Annotated in this window: 13 protein-coding genes; 4 read left to right on the top strand and 9 right to left on the bottom strand. The window is 44.9% G+C overall.

Annotated features, from left to right (window positions below; translation table 11 throughout):
- Window positions 1-139: 139 nt before the first annotated feature.
- The gene (locus tag LEP1GSC052_RS15250; protein WP_010573388.1) at window positions 140-1,147 is read right to left on the bottom strand and encodes a ligase-associated DNA damage response exonuclease; all 1,008 of its coding nucleotides are present in this window, start codon (window positions 1,145-1,147) and stop codon (window positions 140-142) included.
- Between the two features lie 46 nt (window positions 1,148-1,193).
- Here LEP1GSC052_RS15250 and LEP1GSC052_RS15245 point away from each other — a divergent pair, with 46 nt between their 5' ends.
- Complete coding sequence (locus LEP1GSC052_RS15245; protein WP_010573389.1) at window positions 1,194-1,805, top strand: uracil-DNA glycosylase; 612 nt, start codon at window positions 1,194-1,196, stop codon at window positions 1,803-1,805.
- On the opposite strand, the gene LEP1GSC052_RS15240 is transcribed toward LEP1GSC052_RS15245, so the two are convergent.
- From LEP1GSC052_RS15240 to LEP1GSC052_RS15210, 7 genes are all read right to left on the bottom strand, one after another.
- Complete coding sequence (locus tag LEP1GSC052_RS15240) at window positions 1,771-2,736, bottom strand: alpha/beta hydrolase (protein WP_040913062.1); 966 nt, start codon at window positions 2,734-2,736, stop codon at window positions 1,771-1,773. The two genes, LEP1GSC052_RS15245 and LEP1GSC052_RS15240, sit on opposite strands and share 35 nt — an antisense overlap.
- 20 nt (window positions 2,737-2,756) lie before the next feature.
- Window positions 2,757-3,830: an alpha/beta hydrolase gene (locus LEP1GSC052_RS15235; RefSeq protein WP_010573391.1), complete on the bottom strand. Its 1,074-nt coding sequence runs from the start codon at window positions 3,828-3,830 to the stop codon at window positions 2,757-2,759.
- Between the two features lie 45 nt (window positions 3,831-3,875).
- Entirely contained in the window at window positions 3,876-4,406 is a 531-nt protein-coding gene (msrA, locus tag LEP1GSC052_RS15230) for a peptide-methionine (S)-S-oxide reductase MsrA (RefSeq protein ID WP_040913632.1), read from the bottom strand.
- Between the two features lie 68 nt (window positions 4,407-4,474).
- Window positions 4,475-5,761: a porin gene (locus tag LEP1GSC052_RS15225; protein WP_020986567.1), complete on the bottom strand. Its 1,287-nt coding sequence runs from the start codon at window positions 5,759-5,761 to the stop codon at window positions 4,475-4,477.
- 175 nt (window positions 5,762-5,936) lie between these two features.
- Entirely contained in the window at window positions 5,937-7,091 is a 1,155-nt protein-coding gene (locus LEP1GSC052_RS15220) for a hypothetical protein (RefSeq protein WP_010573395.1), read from the bottom strand.
- Window positions 7,092-7,109: 18 nt separating this feature from the next.
- A complete protein-coding gene (locus LEP1GSC052_RS15215) occupies window positions 7,110-8,036 on the bottom strand; it encodes a DMT family transporter (RefSeq protein WP_010573396.1) in 927 nt (308 codons plus the stop codon).
- Complete coding sequence (locus LEP1GSC052_RS15210; RefSeq protein ID WP_010573397.1) at window positions 8,033-8,443, bottom strand: MerR family transcriptional regulator; 411 nt, start codon at window positions 8,441-8,443, stop codon at window positions 8,033-8,035. Before LEP1GSC052_RS15210 ends, LEP1GSC052_RS15215 begins: the two co-directional genes overlap by 4 nt.
- 134 nt (window positions 8,444-8,577) lie before the next feature.
- On the opposite strand from LEP1GSC052_RS15210, the gene LEP1GSC052_RS21545 reads away from it, so the two are divergent.
- The 3 genes from LEP1GSC052_RS21545 to LEP1GSC052_RS15195 all read left to right on the top strand — a co-directional run bounded on the left by LEP1GSC052_RS21545 (window position 8,578) and on the right by LEP1GSC052_RS15195 (window position 14,902).
- Complete coding sequence (locus LEP1GSC052_RS21545) at window positions 8,578-12,012, top strand: hypothetical protein (protein ID WP_020986758.1); 3,435 nt, start codon at window positions 8,578-8,580, stop codon at window positions 12,010-12,012.
- A 287-nt stretch (window positions 12,013-12,299) separates the two neighbouring features.
- Window positions 12,300-14,012: an acyl-CoA dehydrogenase family protein gene (locus tag LEP1GSC052_RS15200; RefSeq protein WP_020985809.1), complete on the top strand. Its 1,713-nt coding sequence runs from the start codon at window positions 12,300-12,302 to the stop codon at window positions 14,010-14,012.
- Window positions 14,013-14,251: 239 nt separating this feature from the next.
- Complete coding sequence (locus LEP1GSC052_RS15195) at window positions 14,252-14,902, top strand: CatB-related O-acetyltransferase (protein WP_010573398.1); 651 nt, start codon at window positions 14,252-14,254, stop codon at window positions 14,900-14,902.
- Window positions 14,903-14,917: 15 nt separating this feature from the next.
- Here LEP1GSC052_RS15195 and LEP1GSC052_RS15190 read toward each other — a convergent pair whose 3' ends face one another.
- Window positions 14,918-15,373, bottom strand: coding sequence for an LIC13259/LIC11441 family protein (locus LEP1GSC052_RS15190; RefSeq protein ID WP_010573399.1), 456 nt, complete (start codon window positions 15,371-15,373; stop codon window positions 14,918-14,920).
- Window positions 15,374-15,419 lie beyond the last annotated feature (46 nt).

The raw sequence follows: 15,419 nt of genomic DNA, 5'->3' as shown, positions 1-15,419 counted from the left end.
AAAAAGAAAACGACATCGAGGAGAACGATTCAACTTTGCTGCGAGGCGTTACTGATTCATGCGAACCAAAGAGTAGAATATTATAATTTTAGAGTATTCGAAATCGATTTGAGAAGGTTATGAGACTAAAGTCGGGATTTCAGGATTCTCCGGATTCCTCGGAATGAAATTTCGTTTTCAAGGTTTTTGCATTCTTCCCTTGATCGGAAAGAAAACGAACTATGTCTTTCGTATCTCCGTGTGTGAGAAGAATTTCCTCGGCGCCCGTGGATTCGATCGTATGAATCAGTTCGTTCCAATCGGCGTGATCCGAAAGTACGAAGCCTTTGTGAAAGTTTCCGTTCTTTCTATTTTTGGAAAGTTGCATCCAACCCGAACAAAACGCGCTTCGAATTTTCCGTGAACGAACGTTGGAGATCGGAGAACCGGGAGGCGCGATCAATACGAACGGATGTTTGGATTCTCCCTGAAACTCGGATAAACGTTTGGCTTTCGGCAAAAGAATTCCGGATTCCTTATATCGTTCGTTCATGGAAAGAATGGAATCGTGAACGAAAAAATCCAAAATGATCCCCGAATTTTCGGCGGCGATCGAAAGACCTTTGAGAATTCTCTGCGCCTTTCCCAAGGAATATCCGTAAAGAACCGTAATCTCTTCCTGTTCGTAGTTGTCTAAAACGTAATTTAGAATATTCTGAAATACGAATTCCGGTTTTTCCCAAGCGTAATAGGGTTTTGCGAAAGTCGCCTCGGAAAGAAACGTATCGCATTTTAGGATTTCGATCGGTTCGCAGGTCGGATCGGGAACCGTTTTATAATCTCCGCTGATGACGGCGATTTTTCCTTTGTGTTCGATTCTTACTTGAGCCGATCCGAGGATATGACCCGCGGAATGCAAACTGATCTTTACCCCGTTTCGATAAACGGCTTGGCCGTAACGAAGAGTTTCAATGTTGGAATTCTTCCCCAAACGTTCTTGGGTTAGGGAAAGTCCGTTTTCCGCGCAGAGATAATGACGCGATCCCTTTCGAGTATGATCGGAATGCGCGTGTGTTAGAATCGCTCTGGGAACTCCTTTCCAGGGATCCACATAAACGTCGGCTTGCGGAACGTAAAGACCCGCGTCCGTAAGAACGATCATTTCCATTGACTCCAGAGAAATTCTTTTTCAGTCTGGATGGAACGTATTTTCAATGAGCAAAGAAGAAAAACTGAGAAGGTTAAACCTCGTTCAATCCGAGGTCGTCGCGTGTAAACTCTGCAAACTCAGCACGACTCGAACTCAAACCGTTTTCGGCGAAGGCAATTCCGATTCGGAAGTCGTTTTTATCGGGGAGGGCCCCGGCAAACAAGAGGATCTCACCGGCCGTCCGTTCGTGGGTCGAGCCGGTGAACTTCTGACAAGAATCATCGAAAAGGGAATGGGCGTTCCGAGAGAATCGGTTTATATCGCCAATATCGTGAAGTGCAGGCCGACCGTGGATATGATGTTCGAAAAGGACAGACCGCCGGAAGAAGAGGAAACCCGCGCTTGCGCTCCGTATCTTTTGAGACAACTCGAGATCATTCAACCGAAAGTGATCGTTACGTTAGGAAATCCTTCCACAAGATTTATCTTAAACACCAAGGAAGGAATCACAAAACTCAGAGGAAACTGGGGATCTTTTTTCGGAATTCCGGTGATGCCGACGTATCATCCTAGTTTTGTGATTCGTAACGGAGGGGAGAACAGTCCTCTCAAACGCGAGGTCTGGGAGGACATCAAGAAGGTTATGGATTTGCTGGGGTGGAAGAGGCCTTCTTAATCTCGGCTTCTTTTTCTTTTAACCAATCCGCGATCCTTTGATAGATATCCGAAGGCGCGTCTTCATAAGCGAAAAGTCCCAAGTGATCGTAGTCGATCGACATACCGTTGTCTCTTCCCGCTTCCCAATATTCCTTTTTCCCTTTTTTTCTTTTATAAACCGGATGAATACTTTCGGTCGGAGATACGTTGTCGATTCTTCCTCCGATAAAAAGAGAAGGGAAATTCGTGGACTCGAACGATTCCCAGGTTTTCGGATTTTCCTCGAGGGCCGGTAAGTAGTTAAAAAGATTCTGATATACGAATAGAGTCGTAGGATCGTCCTCGTCGAAGGAGATGAATCGTTTGCAAAAGCTATCCTTGTTTTTACACGAAGCGCTCAAGTCTGTTCCGAATCTTTTTTCGTTCTTCATCTGTTCGATAAAACTATCGTTGTATTTGTAATCCATTCCCGTTCCGAGAAAGAACGCTTTGGAAATATCCGGAATCTTCTTCGCTTTAAAAGAATGTAATACCGCCTGACCTCCGAGGGAAACTCCTCCGAGGATGTATTCCTTTTTGCCGGTCACTTTTTGAATTCTTGAGATGACGTCCGGAATCAGATTCTCCCCGATGTCCTTTAAGTTTACGGATTTATGATCTTCGAAATGAAGAAGCCAAACCGAAAAACCGTTTCCGTTTAGAACTCCGATCAAACCGGATTTATCTCCGAGATACAAGGCCTTTTTGTTGATGAACACCGGGTCCACCAAAAGCACGGGAGGATAGGAAGAATTCTCGTATGAGAAAGTGGTCAAGTAAACGTTCGGAGCGATGTTCGCGGTTTGCGAAGTGAATTTTTGTTCGGTAATGACCACATAACGTGTGCAGCTGAAGAGAATCGCGATCAGAAGGATCGCGATCGATGTCGATATCGTTTTCGTAAGTTTCATTCTTAAATCCAAAATAAAGATTAGTTTCTTTTGTCCAACCACGAGACGATTGGCGTAAATATGTCCCGGTCCGCGTTCTTTCCAACGATCAGATCCGTATGACCGTAATCGTCGGAATGATTGTTCGATCTCGAAGCGATAAAAAGGGATTTGTCTTCGGAAGAAATCGTATCGTATGCGTACCGAAGAGAATAAGACATTCCGAGTTTATCCCTTCTGCCCGCGACGAACAAGGTGGGGATCTTGATGTTTTTCAGTCCGTTCGTATAAGAAATCTTTTGATCCAGACTTCGGATCTCGCCGCTTTCCGCGAGGTCTTTGAACTGAAGAATTTCCTTCTTCGCTCCGGGATTGATCGAAGTCGTTTTCACTCCGGAAAGAATGGAAGAATCTATATTCGCCTTATGCCAGAAAAGTTCTTCGAAGGATTTTTGAGGAAGAAAAGGAATTCCGGTTCCTCCTTGGATTCCTGCCCAAGTTTCCGTGGGAACGACGGGCCAGAGATTCATCAACCAAGTCAGAGAGGTCCAGCGTTTCAGAGCTTCGCTCGGCGGATCCATAATCGCGGGAGAACCGATCGCTACGAAGTTCGCGATTCTTTTTTCTCCGAGACTTCCCACTCTTCCATAGACGACCATTCCGCCCATGCTGTGTCCGATCCAGTTGACCTTGTCCTTGCCGGTCGCGTTTAACACGTGTTTGATGGCCGCATCCACGTCGTATTGGATGTAATCGTCCATGCTGTAAGAAAACGTTTTATCTCCGAAAAACAGGGAAGGATAACCGGCGTCTCTTCTTCCTCTCAGATCCAACAACCAAACGTCGTATCCTTCTTTTTGAAGTCTTCCGACGATGGAGCTCTTTTCGTTGATCTTTAAATACGTCCTGTTTGCGATCAATCCATGACATAAGATGACCGGATATTTTTTAGGAGCGTGACCGGCCAAAGGAGGAAAATGTTCGAGTGTCAGATCCCAGCCGTCTTCGGTTTTAGGATGATGCATTTCGCCTTGAAGCTGAATGCTCGCCTTACATTGGGAAAGAAAAATTCCCAGAAAAAGGATCAGAAAAATTCTTCGGATATTCGCGTTCATTAAAGAATCAAACTATCGGTTTCTCCGAAGAGGATCAAGTAGAATTCAGGAATTTACGCGTTTCACCTTAAAACCGGTTTTGAGATATTTGTCGATCTTCGGTTTCACCACATAATGACAATAAGCCTGATTCGGATTCGTTCTGAAATAATTTTGATGATAATTCTCCGCCGGATAAAATTCCTTGAGAGCCTCCACTTGAGTCACGATCGGCTCCGAAAAATGAGAAGCCGCTTTTTGGATCGATTCTTCCGCAATTTTTTTTTGTTCGGGAGAATGATAGAGAATGATCGATCGATACTGGGTTCCCACGTCGTTTCCTTGTCGGTTTAACGTAGTTGGATCGTGACTGATCCAAAAGATTTCGAGTATGTCCGAATAATCGATGATCTTCGGATCGAACGTGATCTGAATGACTTCCGCATGTCCCGTTGTTCCGGAACATACGGATCTATAATCGGGATTTTGAATATGTCCTGCGGAATATCCGGATACGATGGTTTCAACTCCTTCCACCATCTGATACACCGCTTCGAGACACCAAAAACAACCGCCGCCTAATGTTGCTTGTTCCATACTGAACGATTCGAACCTTTGTCGAAAAGGTTTCAAGTGAATTCCGAATTCGAGTCGGAAAACGATTTTTAAATTTTGATCGTTACCGCAAATACCACGAATTTTTCCTCTTTGGATTTCGTTTTATCCCGATCAAAAACCGGATCGTAAGAACGAAAATATCTTCCTTCCAGTCTAACCAGCGCGTTTTCGTTCGGAATATAATCGAAGGTCATCGTCGCTCCCGAAGTTAAGAATCCGTTTCTGGTTCCCGTTTGTATGATCGTTTGTTCCGGGTCGTACATTCTTTCCAAACGAAGAGAGGTTCTAAACTCTTCGATCGGTCTCCAAGTGATCCAAAATGTCGCGTGATACCATTGCCTATACGCGCGTGCTCCCGGATTCGGAACGCGTTGTATTCCCACGTCTCCCGATCCGGCGACGATGAAATGTTTCGTAAAGTGATATTGAAGTATTAGGTTATTGTAATATCTCGTTTGACGCGGTTGATTATCCGGGGCCTCGTTTCCTACGAACGTGTTGTGCGTGATCTTGAATTTATCCGTAACCTTGTAGTCGATCTGAGTTCCGATCGCCTTATCCCGGTTCGTCTCGGTGATATTGGACCAACCGTTCATCAGATGAAGTTGAAACGATAGTTTTTCCGAATATTGATACGAAAGACGAAAACCGCTCGAATAATACGGAACGTAATCCAGGGCCAAGGCTCTCGAATAGTTCCAGTTGTTATGCGAAATCCAACTTTCCAATCCTATGTTTCCGAAATAGATCCCCCCGTCGAGCCAGAGATTTTTTGCGAGTTTAACGCCCGCGTACGCTTCTTGAATGTTTCTTACCGAAAGTTCGTTCGAATTTTTTCCCGAGTTGACTTCGTTTTTGTAGTTTGCGTTCACCGAGTTTCCGAATTGAAACGCGACGCGACCTCTGTATCGATCCGTTTCCACCTTACCGTCGATATACGCGAGGTTGATATTGATCTCGTCCCAACGCGCGGGCTGAGTCAGATATTTGTTGTCCCTTGAATTCGGTCGATACGGGTTGTGCGCGTAATAAGAATCCACGAAAAATCCGAACACGGGATGTTGTTTGTTCTCTTCTTCTTTTTTTTCTTTCGAGGAAGATTGCTCCGATTTTTTAAGAGCCTTTTCGGTTTTTTCCACTTCGTCTTTGGATTGAAATTCCTCGTCGTCCTCTTCGTCGTTTTTCTCCCTGTCCTTGTCGACCGTGCTCGATTGCGTAAGCGTTCCGGTTTCTTTTTTTTCCTGAGAATAAACCGAAACAAAACCGATTACAAAGTATATAAGAAAAATCGAAAATACTGTTTCTAACCGTGAAAGATTCTTTATTTGTGTCATGATTGAATCTTATAAAATCTCTCTCAAAATTCAAGGGTCGAGCGGCCGATTCGGAATAAGGATCGGCACATTCGAGTTAAGAAAGAATTAAGATTCTGCCTTGAGAGCTTTTAAAAATCCAGCCAAAAAGAAAAACCGGTTCCGAAATCCTTCGGACCGGCCTTTAAGAGATGTTCTAAAATTTTGCGACGTAACCCAGGCTCACGATCAAGTGATGTTTGGGAATATGCTGTTGTTGATACGCGTTCAAAAGATAATTTTTAGAAACGCTGTCCAACGCGAGCGATTGAATCGCCGCCGCGGCCGTTTGATTTACGGTTCCGTGGATTTTCGAAGGATCGGTGGCTTTTCCGTCGTCCGCGTTCGTATCCGATGCGACACCCGAAGGTTTCGGATAAACCCGATCGTTATCGAAGATATAAAGATCCGGTCTGTAAACGTCGCTGACGCTTACGTTCATGTCCTTGAAGTTCAATTGAAGTTTCGCGGTAAGATCGGTAACGCCGGATCTTTTATCCGTGTTATTGTTGTAGTATTGATAACCGGCTTGTAAACCCGGGATCAGTTTCCAATCCTTTGCCAGTTCGTATTCGTGACTTATCGTGGCCCTGTGATGACTGTTTCCTTGGTTGAGCCCGTTCGTCTCCGAGGATAAACGATAATACGAAACAAGTTCCGGTTTGAGATAATTCAAGAATGCGGGCTTCCAACCGAGAGTATAGTTAAACAAACTCGCGTTAGTCGGATAGTTCGCGCTGTTAACGATCAAAAATCCGGTAAAGAACTGACCGATGGAGGAATTCCATTCATAAAGAATCTGACCGATAAAGTAATCCCGAACGCCGTTGTTTTCCTTTCTCGGTTTTACCAGGTTGGGATCGTAAGACAACTGACCCGATTGCAAGGATTGAAGCACCTTATACGTTTCGTCCGGACCGCCGGGCGTGGATTGATAAACGAAGTCATTGTCCGTGTTCGTTCTACCGATCAGAGGATTGGCCATGATCAGATTCATACGAAAGCCCGGGATCGGCGTAAAAAAATTCACGAACGTTCCCAAGACGAGTCCGGGCGAGAAGGATTGATAAGGATCGTTGTCTCTTCTGCTCAGTCTTTCACCGAAAAGACTGTTTCCGAAAACGAAAACGTCGTTCGCGAGAGTTTGACTAAAACCGAACTCGGCTTTTTTATCCGTAGGCTTCGGCAGATTCTGCGCGTTATCCTCGGGGATTCCCGAGTTTATATCGGGGCTTTGTTTGTCCTGCGCTTGCAAAAGACTTGTAAAAAGAAAAATCGAAAGAATGAGAAGGGCTCTATTTGTGTGTTTCATTTTTTTATATCCATCAGTTCAGTTTACGGTTGAAGTTTTTATATCGGGACCGGTTTGAATTTTTTTCGCTTTCGAGTTCACGACGAAGATTCCCAGGATTACGAAAAACGTTCCGAGAATATCGAAGAGATTCGGAGATTCTCCCAAGAACCAAGAAGTAAACATCGCCACGACCGGAATCAAATTTCCGAAAACGGCGGCCTTATCCGGACCGACTTCCTGAATACCGTAGTTCCAAAAAAGATAACCTAAGAACGCGGTGAAGATCGCCATATAAAGAATCGCAAGCCAAGCCTGGAACGGAAAGGAGAATACGTTCGGGTTCCATCCTTCCATAAAAAGAAGAAAGACTACGAGGGAAATCATACCGAATAACGACGTGTAGGCGGTGATCTGAATCGTGGAAACTCCTTTGAGATACTTTTTGATTCCTACGGAGTAGAAGGCCCAGCAAACGGCCGCGAGAAAAATGTAAAGAATTCCCTCGCCTTCCAAAATGCTTTTCAGGGCGCTTATACGTCCGTCCGAAATCACAAGTAAAACTCCGATAAAGGAGACTAACGTTCCCAAGTATTGGAGCAACGTGATCTTCGTTCTTAAAAGAAAATAGGAAAGAAAGGCCGTGATCGCGGGACCGAGAGCGATGATGATCGCGCCGTTTACGGGAGAAGCCTTCCGCATTCCCAAAAAGTAAAACGAGTTGAATCCGAAAACGCCCACGACTCCCAAAAGAATCAGACTTTTCAGATTTCCAGAATCGACTTTGAGAAGTTTTTTATCCGTAAAGAATACGAACGCGAACATAAAGACGACTGCGATGACGAAACGAAACGCGCCCGTTTGAGCCGCGCTGAAATAATACAATGCCTGTTTCGCGACTTCGAACGTGACTCCCGTAATGAGCGCGAAAAAGATCAGAAAAAGATACGGTTTAAAGGATTTCATTCTAAACGTTCCTCCTTGGAAAGAAGAGTTTCATATTCCTTAAGTTTTGCTTTGGTGAGTTTGATCGTCGCCTCGAGATCCTTCTTTTTTTGTTCCAGGGTCTTGAGGTGCGAGGTGAGAATCCGAATTCTTTTGTTCAAGGGAGGTTTTAGATTTTCTCCTTGGGAAATTTTATCCAAAAGACAACCTTCCTTGATGAATTCCTTGATGTCCTCCAAGGGCATATTGAGTTCCTTCAAAGTTTTGATGCACTTCAGATAGTTTATATCCTTCTGCGAATACATTCTATCCTTGCCGTGGTTTCTTTCCGGTTTGGGAAGAATTCCTACTTTTTCGTAGTAACGAAGAGTATGCGGCGTGAAGCGAGTTATCTCCGAAGTTGTGGAAATGCTGAATGAAGCGTTCATTCGGATCCTCCTAAATTACATCCTGAATTCTAAAAGTTGGACGAACTTAGAGTCAACTCTAGGTGGAGAATTCCTCTAAAAAAAATCGAATTTAAAAAAGAATCAAAAAAAGATTCCGTTTCTGTTATGTTGTTATGACACAGAAATCCGTTCCTTCTTTTAAAAAAACCGATCTTTCCTCGGGGAAATTGGCCGAGATCATATCGGATCGAATGTTGGTTAAACAGTCTTATCGGGATTCTTTTTGGAAAGCTTTCTCATCCAAAAAAGGAAAAGTTTCCGCGTCCTTTTTGGATCAATTCGAAAAATTATACGGTTTCCGTCCTCCGGAAGAAATTTTGGAATGGGAAAACGTTAGATACGCTTATCAAGAAATTATGTACAACGTGAGCGATATTTGGAACATGATCGACCACGAAGGCGGACTTCAAAACGAAGAAGAGTTCGACGACGAAGAAGATGAGGAATCCGACGAACGGAACGAAGACGACGGCTATTATCCGGATTACAGAGCCGTTTCGTTTCAGAAATTTCTTCTTCCGAAAGCCGATACGATCGACGAAAAACTAAACGCGCTGATCGGATCGTATCAAGGTCTTATGTTTTTATTGACCGGCGTCGCACATTTCGGATCGGACGGAGGAGGTGACAGTTGCTGGGTCAATTTTTTTCCGCATTCGGAAAATTCCGCCGAGGTTCACAGATACAATCACGAAATCGGAGAACTCGAAGACGAACCGTTCTTCTCCATCAGTCATTTTGTGGCCGCGAATTGGTCCAACGAAGACGAAGATTACGACGACTACGAGGATGAAGACGACGACGAAGAAGAAGGGGAGAATTCCAAACCCGACGAAAGGGTGGAATCTTCGATGGACGCAAAGATCATCGATCAATACGAAAAGGAAGCCCAAAAGAAATACGATAAAAGACCGTTCTACACAAAGTCCTTGGATCTTTTTGAAAGATCCTCTTGGTTGCTCGGACATACATACGGAGATCCCGCATACGGTTACGCGGAAAAATTGGCCTCCGCTCCGAAGTTCAGCGATTGGGAACGGGAAAAAAAACTTTTAGATCAATCGCATTCGTTGGCGGTTTATTGGATTCTCGCGCATTACTTTATGAAAAACGAAAGCGCTTGCAGGGAAGCCTGCAACCTTTCCAAAAAACTTTCCGGTAAAATTGTCCCCGCGCTCGCAAAAAACGTTCTTTCGCTTCTCGACGGGAAATCGGATTCATTCGGAAAATTGAATGCGAAAAAACTGCAGGAACTCAGAAACGAAACGTTCAAAAACTGCGACGCGAAACAGATCGAACCCGAAAACAGAAAATTATTGGAAGAAGCGACCGGACTTGCGGGAAAGAAAAAAATCGCGACCGCCGACTTGAAAAAAAGAATTCAAAGCGGAGAAGATCCTCTTTCTTTGATCGAGGAATTTCCGGAGGACGTGGAAACGCACGACTTCTTATTGAAAGAAATCGGAAAGAAAGATTCCAAGTTCGGAAAGATCGTGGACGAATACTTCAAAGAAAGAACGGATTCGAGTTACAACGAATGGCCTTACGATAAAAAGAATTTGGACAAACGTCTATCACTTCCCGTTTCCGCGGCGTTTCGACAAGGACTTCATTACGATTCCGAAAACAAAAAGGCGTACGCCGGTATCATCAAAACTCTGGGTAAGTTCGACGATCAAAACGCGATGAACTCCTTTCGGGACGCGATCGCCAAACTCAAACAAGACGATAAACGTCTCGAAGAAGTGATCGAATGTCTTTTGGACAGCGAACACGAAGAGGCGCAATCCATTCTTACCGAAGCTTCTTGGAAGTTCTTCGAGACGATGGACGCCGCTTTGGAAAAAAAGAAAAAAGTCGAAGACGAAGGCCCGAATCTCAACAATATCTTTACGGTTTTCAGTTATCTACAAAGGGCCTTAAACGAACGTCTGATCGTAGGCGACGAAGAAGCGGGAAAACTCGCCAACAAGGTCCTAACGTATAAAAATCAACTGAGCATTTTCGGAATCGCATTGGGATATTCGTTTGCGATTTCGGCTAAGTTGGGATTTGGGGAGAATCTGGAATACATCCGCGCGTATCTGGAAATGGGATCTCAGATCAAGGACCGAGGATCGAATTCTTATCTTGAATTCAATCAGTTGGTCAATCTTTCCGAAGGCGCGATGGCTTGGACCGTTCTCGATCCGCAAAGCGCCAAGACCGGTTTGAAAGAACTTTTTGACAAAGCGGAAAAACATCCGAGCCCGGGAATCGCGATCGATCTTCAGGCTTGTTATCTTGCCGGACTTCTTCTTTTGGAACCGAATCGGGAAGAATGGATTCAGTTAGGACATAGAATTCTCGGAAACCGAGGGGAAGAATATCGCGTCTACGGACCGATCCGCGCCGTAGGAAAGGCGAAGATTCAGGAACTCAAACAACATCTTTATTATCACGTCTACGCCGATCCGAATCCGATGGTCGATTATACTTGGACGTATATAGAACACGCGGCGCGACACACTTGGACTCAGCTTACCGATAAGGAACTTCCTCCTTTCGACAGCGACGACGAATACGCGAATCGCCTCGCAAAAAATCCGAAGGATCTTCCCGGCGGAATTTTAAAACCGGAGAAATACAGCATTCAACACGTATTCGAGAATATTAGAGAAAAGAAATATAAGGATTCGAGCGTGGTTCAGATCGGAGGACCTTGGCTCGAAGAATCCCTTCGTTATTCGAGGGACGAATATCGATACAGCGGGAACTACGATCGTTGGGAAGCGATGAAGGCTCTTTTTATTCAGGGAGAATCCGCCATTCCCGTTTTCGCAAAAATATTAGAACTTCCTTATGCGTCTTCGGATTGGAAACTTTATTGTCTTCAGTTTCTGCGTTTTATCGAAAAGGAAGGAAACAAATGGGCGCAGGTTCTTTCGATGGACGAGGCTTCCGTCCTAAAAGCGATTCGATCGGAATCTTTCGAGTGGGCGGCTTGGGGAGATTTGCTGATCGCAAAGTTGTTCTTAACAAAAGGAAAAGAATGTTTCGAAACCTTTCTTCCCTTGTTGAAAAAGAGGCTGAGTTACATGAACCCTCACGCTTATACTTCTTCTTCCGTCGAGGAAGCGCTTGCGTCCCGATTGCCGGCTATTCTTCCTTGGTTCGGTAAAGAAGGAGATCAAACGTTGGAAAGGCTTTGGAAAGAAGCCGGTAAAGACTCCGAAACCAAATACATTTTGGATTCTGCCGCGAGAAAAAATCCGGACATCGAGTTGAAGGAACTTCCCGAGTTAACCGCGGACGGAATCGAACTCGAACAAAGAATCAACGGCGGAGAATACGGCCCGAGATTTTGGATTCATCTCGGTTTGAAAGAGGTTCGTTTCGGAATCGAAGAATTTCATCTTCACAGCATTCTCGAAAACTCGAAAGCCGAGTCGGCTTTGGATTCTTCCCTGCTTTCAAAAGATTCTGTGAAAACCTTGTCGGATATTTGGAAGATGGCGCAAATTCTCGGTTATACGGTTTCCAAAAAGAAAGCGAAGAAAAAACGGTAAATTCGGCTTAGAATGGAAGGAATTAAGGCTCTGTTGTAGGAACTGCAACGGAGCCTTTTCGGTTTCGGCTGGAAATGGGCCGTAGTTCCGACCTAAATTGCGACCCGTAGGGAGCAATTTGCTGAGTCTGAGCAATTTGCCGAGTTCAGCTATTTACTAAACAATTTACCACGGTTCGACCCGACTTATACAATTCCGAGAATTCCCAGTTAATTGTAGGAACTCCCACAATTTTCCTTTTCTCTCCCTTTCCGATCGCGTACACTGGTGGAATCCACGGAGGTTCCATGATTCAGAACAATTACTTTTCCGATACGCAAGACATCCAAGATCATTTCGATCACATTCTCCCCTGGACCGAAATCATACTCGATTACGAAAACGAATTCTCCGACGCGGAAAACGGAGGACCGACAAATCCGTCCGAAGCGAAAGAATATTATAAAACTGTTTTAGAAACCGTCGGCGACTTGGCCGGAAACATTCTTTCCCCGCACGTCGCGGAATTGGATCGCGAAGGGCTTCGATTCAAAGACGGAAAAGTGGAATTTCCACCCAAGATGCTCGAACTCGTTTCCAAAGTGGTCGAAGCGGGAGTACAAGCCTACGGATTCTCCAGAAAATACGGCGGGCTCGGCGTACCATGGAGTGTGAAATCATTTATTTCCGAAATTTTTTACAGAGTGGACGCGTCACTCGCCATTGCCGTGGGATGTGTGAACCTCGCCGAAATTTTGGAACGTCATGCGACACAAGAGATGAAGGACGAATGGATTCCGCGTTTAGCCGCGGGCGAATTCGTATGCGCGATGGGACTTACCGAACCCGATCACGGTTCCGATCTTCCGAATCTCAGAACGAAGGCGACCAAGGATGAGAACGGAAATTGGGTGCTCAACGGAACCAAACGATTCATCACACACGGTTGCGGATTCGGAGATACGCCCGCGGTTTTGTTGACTCTCGCTCGTTCCGGCGAAGTCGGCTCCGGTGCGAGAGGACTTTCTTTTTTTCTCGTTCAAAGTCCGGACGTACAAATCGCCGGAATCGAAAACAAACTCGGACTACATTGTTCTCCAACTTGCGAAGTGGTATTCGAAAATTCTCCCGGATTGTTGATCGGGGAAGAAGGTTACGGGCTTATCAAATACACGATGGGAATGTTGAACGGAGCGAGAATGGGAATCGCACAACAATCCACCGGACTTGCGACCGCGGCATATTACGAAGCTCTAAAATACGCGAAGGAAAGAATCCAATTCGGAAAACCACTCATAGAAATTCCAGCCGTTAAAAAGATCATCGATCGAATCGAAAGGGAAACCTACGCGATGCGATGTCTGACTTTGGAAGGATCCAGAGTTATGGATCGTTATTATTGGAGAGCGCTTCGATTGGAAAAACAAGGCGCAAGCGAGAAGGAAGCGAAGAACGATACGGTCGTACGTTATTGGGAAAAAATCGCGAACGTACTCACTCCGATCAGTAAGTTCTATTGTTCCGAATCCTGTTTGAAAGTCGTGAGCGACGCGCTTCAAGTGCACGGCGGCTCGGGTTATACCGAAGACTACGACATAGCGAGAATTTATCGAGACGCGAGAATCACAACGATTTACGACGGAACTTCTCAGATTCAGATCAACGCGAGTATCGGAGGAATCACCTCCGGGTTGACTCATACTTTCGGAGAATATCTTTCCGAGCTTGTCAATCAGTTGGATTCTTCCTTGGCACATAAACTCTTTCACGGTTTTCAGGAACTGGTCGGTCTCTATAAGGATCTTCCCGGAAGAGAGGACAAGGATACATACGCGGAAGAAATCGTTTTCACTTGTTCCAGAGTTTTGGCCGGAATTCTGCTCGAACTTTCGTGCAGAAGACTTCCCGAAGATCGAAAACAAGCAAGACTCAAACACGCAAAGGATTATCATCTCGATACTCTTTCCGTATTGGAAGGGAATCTTGCGAAGTTGAAAGAAGTAAGCGGCGTTCCCGCATAAGACGCCGCTGATCGATCGCATATCCTTCAATCTTTGAAAAGTCCCGCCTACTTTCGAGCTGGATTCTTTCTTAAATTTCGTTCGGATTAATCGTTGACCGAATTTTGAAAAGAATCCAGCGTGGATCTACTATGAGCCTTTAATTCCCGCCTCAGCTCTAAGAATCATTCAGTTTTCTGAATATTCTATTTTTATTCTATATCAAAAACGAAACCAGCGCTTACACCGGAGGTATATCCATGCAAAATCCGAATTCTTTCGGACCTGATCCCCTGTCTCCTTACCCGTTTCCCGAATATCCGAGAATCGGCTTTCTAAAAAACTTTATCCGATCCGCTCTCATCGAAGTGGGCGATTATACATACTACGACGATCCGAGCGGGCCGGAAAATTTTGAACGGGAGAACGTATTGTATCATTACGAGTTTCGAGGCGATAAACTCGTGATCGGAAAATTCTGCGCGATCGCGACCGGAGCAAAGTTCATCATGAACGGAGCCAATCACATGATGAACGCGTTCTCCACGTATCCATTCGCGATCTTTTCAAACGGATGGGAACGGGTTATGCCCAAGCCCGAAGATTTTCCTCAGAAAGGAGATACGATCGTAGGCAACGACGTTTGGATCGGAACCAATGCGGTAATTCTTCCCGGAATCAAAATCGGAGACGGGGCGATCATCGGAGCTTATTCCGTAGTCGCCAAAGACGTTCCCGCGTATTCTATCGTCGCCGGAAATCCGGCCCGAATCGTTCGGGAAAGATTTTCTCCGGAAGTAAAAGAGAAACTCTTAAGATTGAAATGGTGGGATTGGAGCGCCGAAAAGATCACGAACTCTTTGGAGTTTTTGACGAGTCTCGATTTTCAAAAGTTGGAAGACTTCGTTTAACAAAACGGGAATCGTTTATTCCTTTTTTTGAATGCAGGATTTGTTCTTGCGATCGAATGGATTTTGGACGTTCGAGGAATTCGTAATCCACGATTTTCCGGTTTTGGGACAATGATAAAGAACCGCGCCCGAACGATCGTGATAACCGATGACCTGTTCCAAAAGGGATACGAGTTCCGTATAAAGTTTTTGTTTGCTTTTTACGTCCGAAGTTTTACCAAGTTCGACGACGATGGGAAGAGCCTTTCGAAATACTTCGGAATCCTTTTCCTTTTCGCCGCCTTGTTTCAATAAGGTTTCAAGAGCGTTCGTCGTTGTGGAACCGGGATTTTCCAAATCGATTTGATCTGTTAGTTTTGAAAATTCCTCCAAGACGAAACTCGGCTTTCCTTTGTGAGCGAAAACGGAATGGAAACAAACGAGAAGAAAGATGAAAAAGACGATTCTTACGTTTTTGAAAAGCGGGCTCATGTTCGCATTTTATCCGAAACAGAAGAATGAAAATCCAAATTTAATC

Origin of the sequence: Leptospira kmetyi serovar Malaysia str. Bejo-Iso9 (genome assembly GCF_000243735.2) — a bacterium.
GTDB lineage: Bacteria > Spirochaetota > Leptospiria > Leptospirales > Leptospiraceae > Leptospira > Leptospira kmetyi.
This window is presented reverse-complemented; position numbering and strand designations above follow the sequence as displayed.

Coding starts and splice junctions, on each gene's coding strand:
- LEP1GSC052_RS15190 (WP_010573399.1), bottom strand. CDS start 15,373: ATGAGCCCGCTTTTCAAAAACGTAAGAATCGTCTTTTTCATCTTTCTT.
- LEP1GSC052_RS15210 (WP_010573397.1), bottom strand. CDS start 8,443: ATGAACGCTTCATTCAGCATTTCCACAACTTCGGAGATAACTCGCTTC.
- LEP1GSC052_RS15225 (WP_020986567.1), bottom strand. CDS start 5,761: ATGACACAAATAAAGAATCTTTCACGGTTAGAAACAGTATTTTCGATT.
- LEP1GSC052_RS15235 (WP_010573391.1), bottom strand. CDS start 3,830: ATGAACGCGAATATCCGAAGAATTTTTCTGATCCTTTTTCTGGGAATT.
- LEP1GSC052_RS15215 (WP_010573396.1), bottom strand. CDS start 8,036: ATGAAATCCTTTAAACCGTATCTTTTTCTGATCTTTTTCGCGCTCATT.
- LEP1GSC052_RS15200 (WP_020985809.1), top strand. CDS start 12,300: ATGATTCAGAACAATTACTTTTCCGATACGCAAGACATCCAAGATCAT.
- LEP1GSC052_RS15250 (WP_010573388.1), bottom strand. CDS start 1,147: ATGGAAATGATCGTTCTTACGGACGCGGGTCTTTACGTTCCGCAAGCC.
- LEP1GSC052_RS15220 (WP_010573395.1), bottom strand. CDS start 7,091: ATGAAACACACAAATAGAGCCCTTCTCATTCTTTCGATTTTTCTTTTT.
- LEP1GSC052_RS15245 (WP_010573389.1), top strand. CDS start 1,194: ATGAGCAAAGAAGAAAAACTGAGAAGGTTAAACCTCGTTCAATCCGAG.
- LEP1GSC052_RS21545 (WP_020986758.1), top strand. CDS start 8,578: ATGACACAGAAATCCGTTCCTTCTTTTAAAAAAACCGATCTTTCCTCG.
- msrA (WP_040913632.1), bottom strand. CDS start 4,406: ATGGAACAAGCAACATTAGGCGGCGGTTGTTTTTGGTGTCTCGAAGCG.
- LEP1GSC052_RS15240 (WP_040913062.1), bottom strand. CDS start 2,736: ATGAAACTTACGAAAACGATATCGACATCGATCGCGATCCTTCTGATC.
- LEP1GSC052_RS15195 (WP_010573398.1), top strand. CDS start 14,252: ATGCAAAATCCGAATTCTTTCGGACCTGATCCCCTGTCTCCTTACCCG.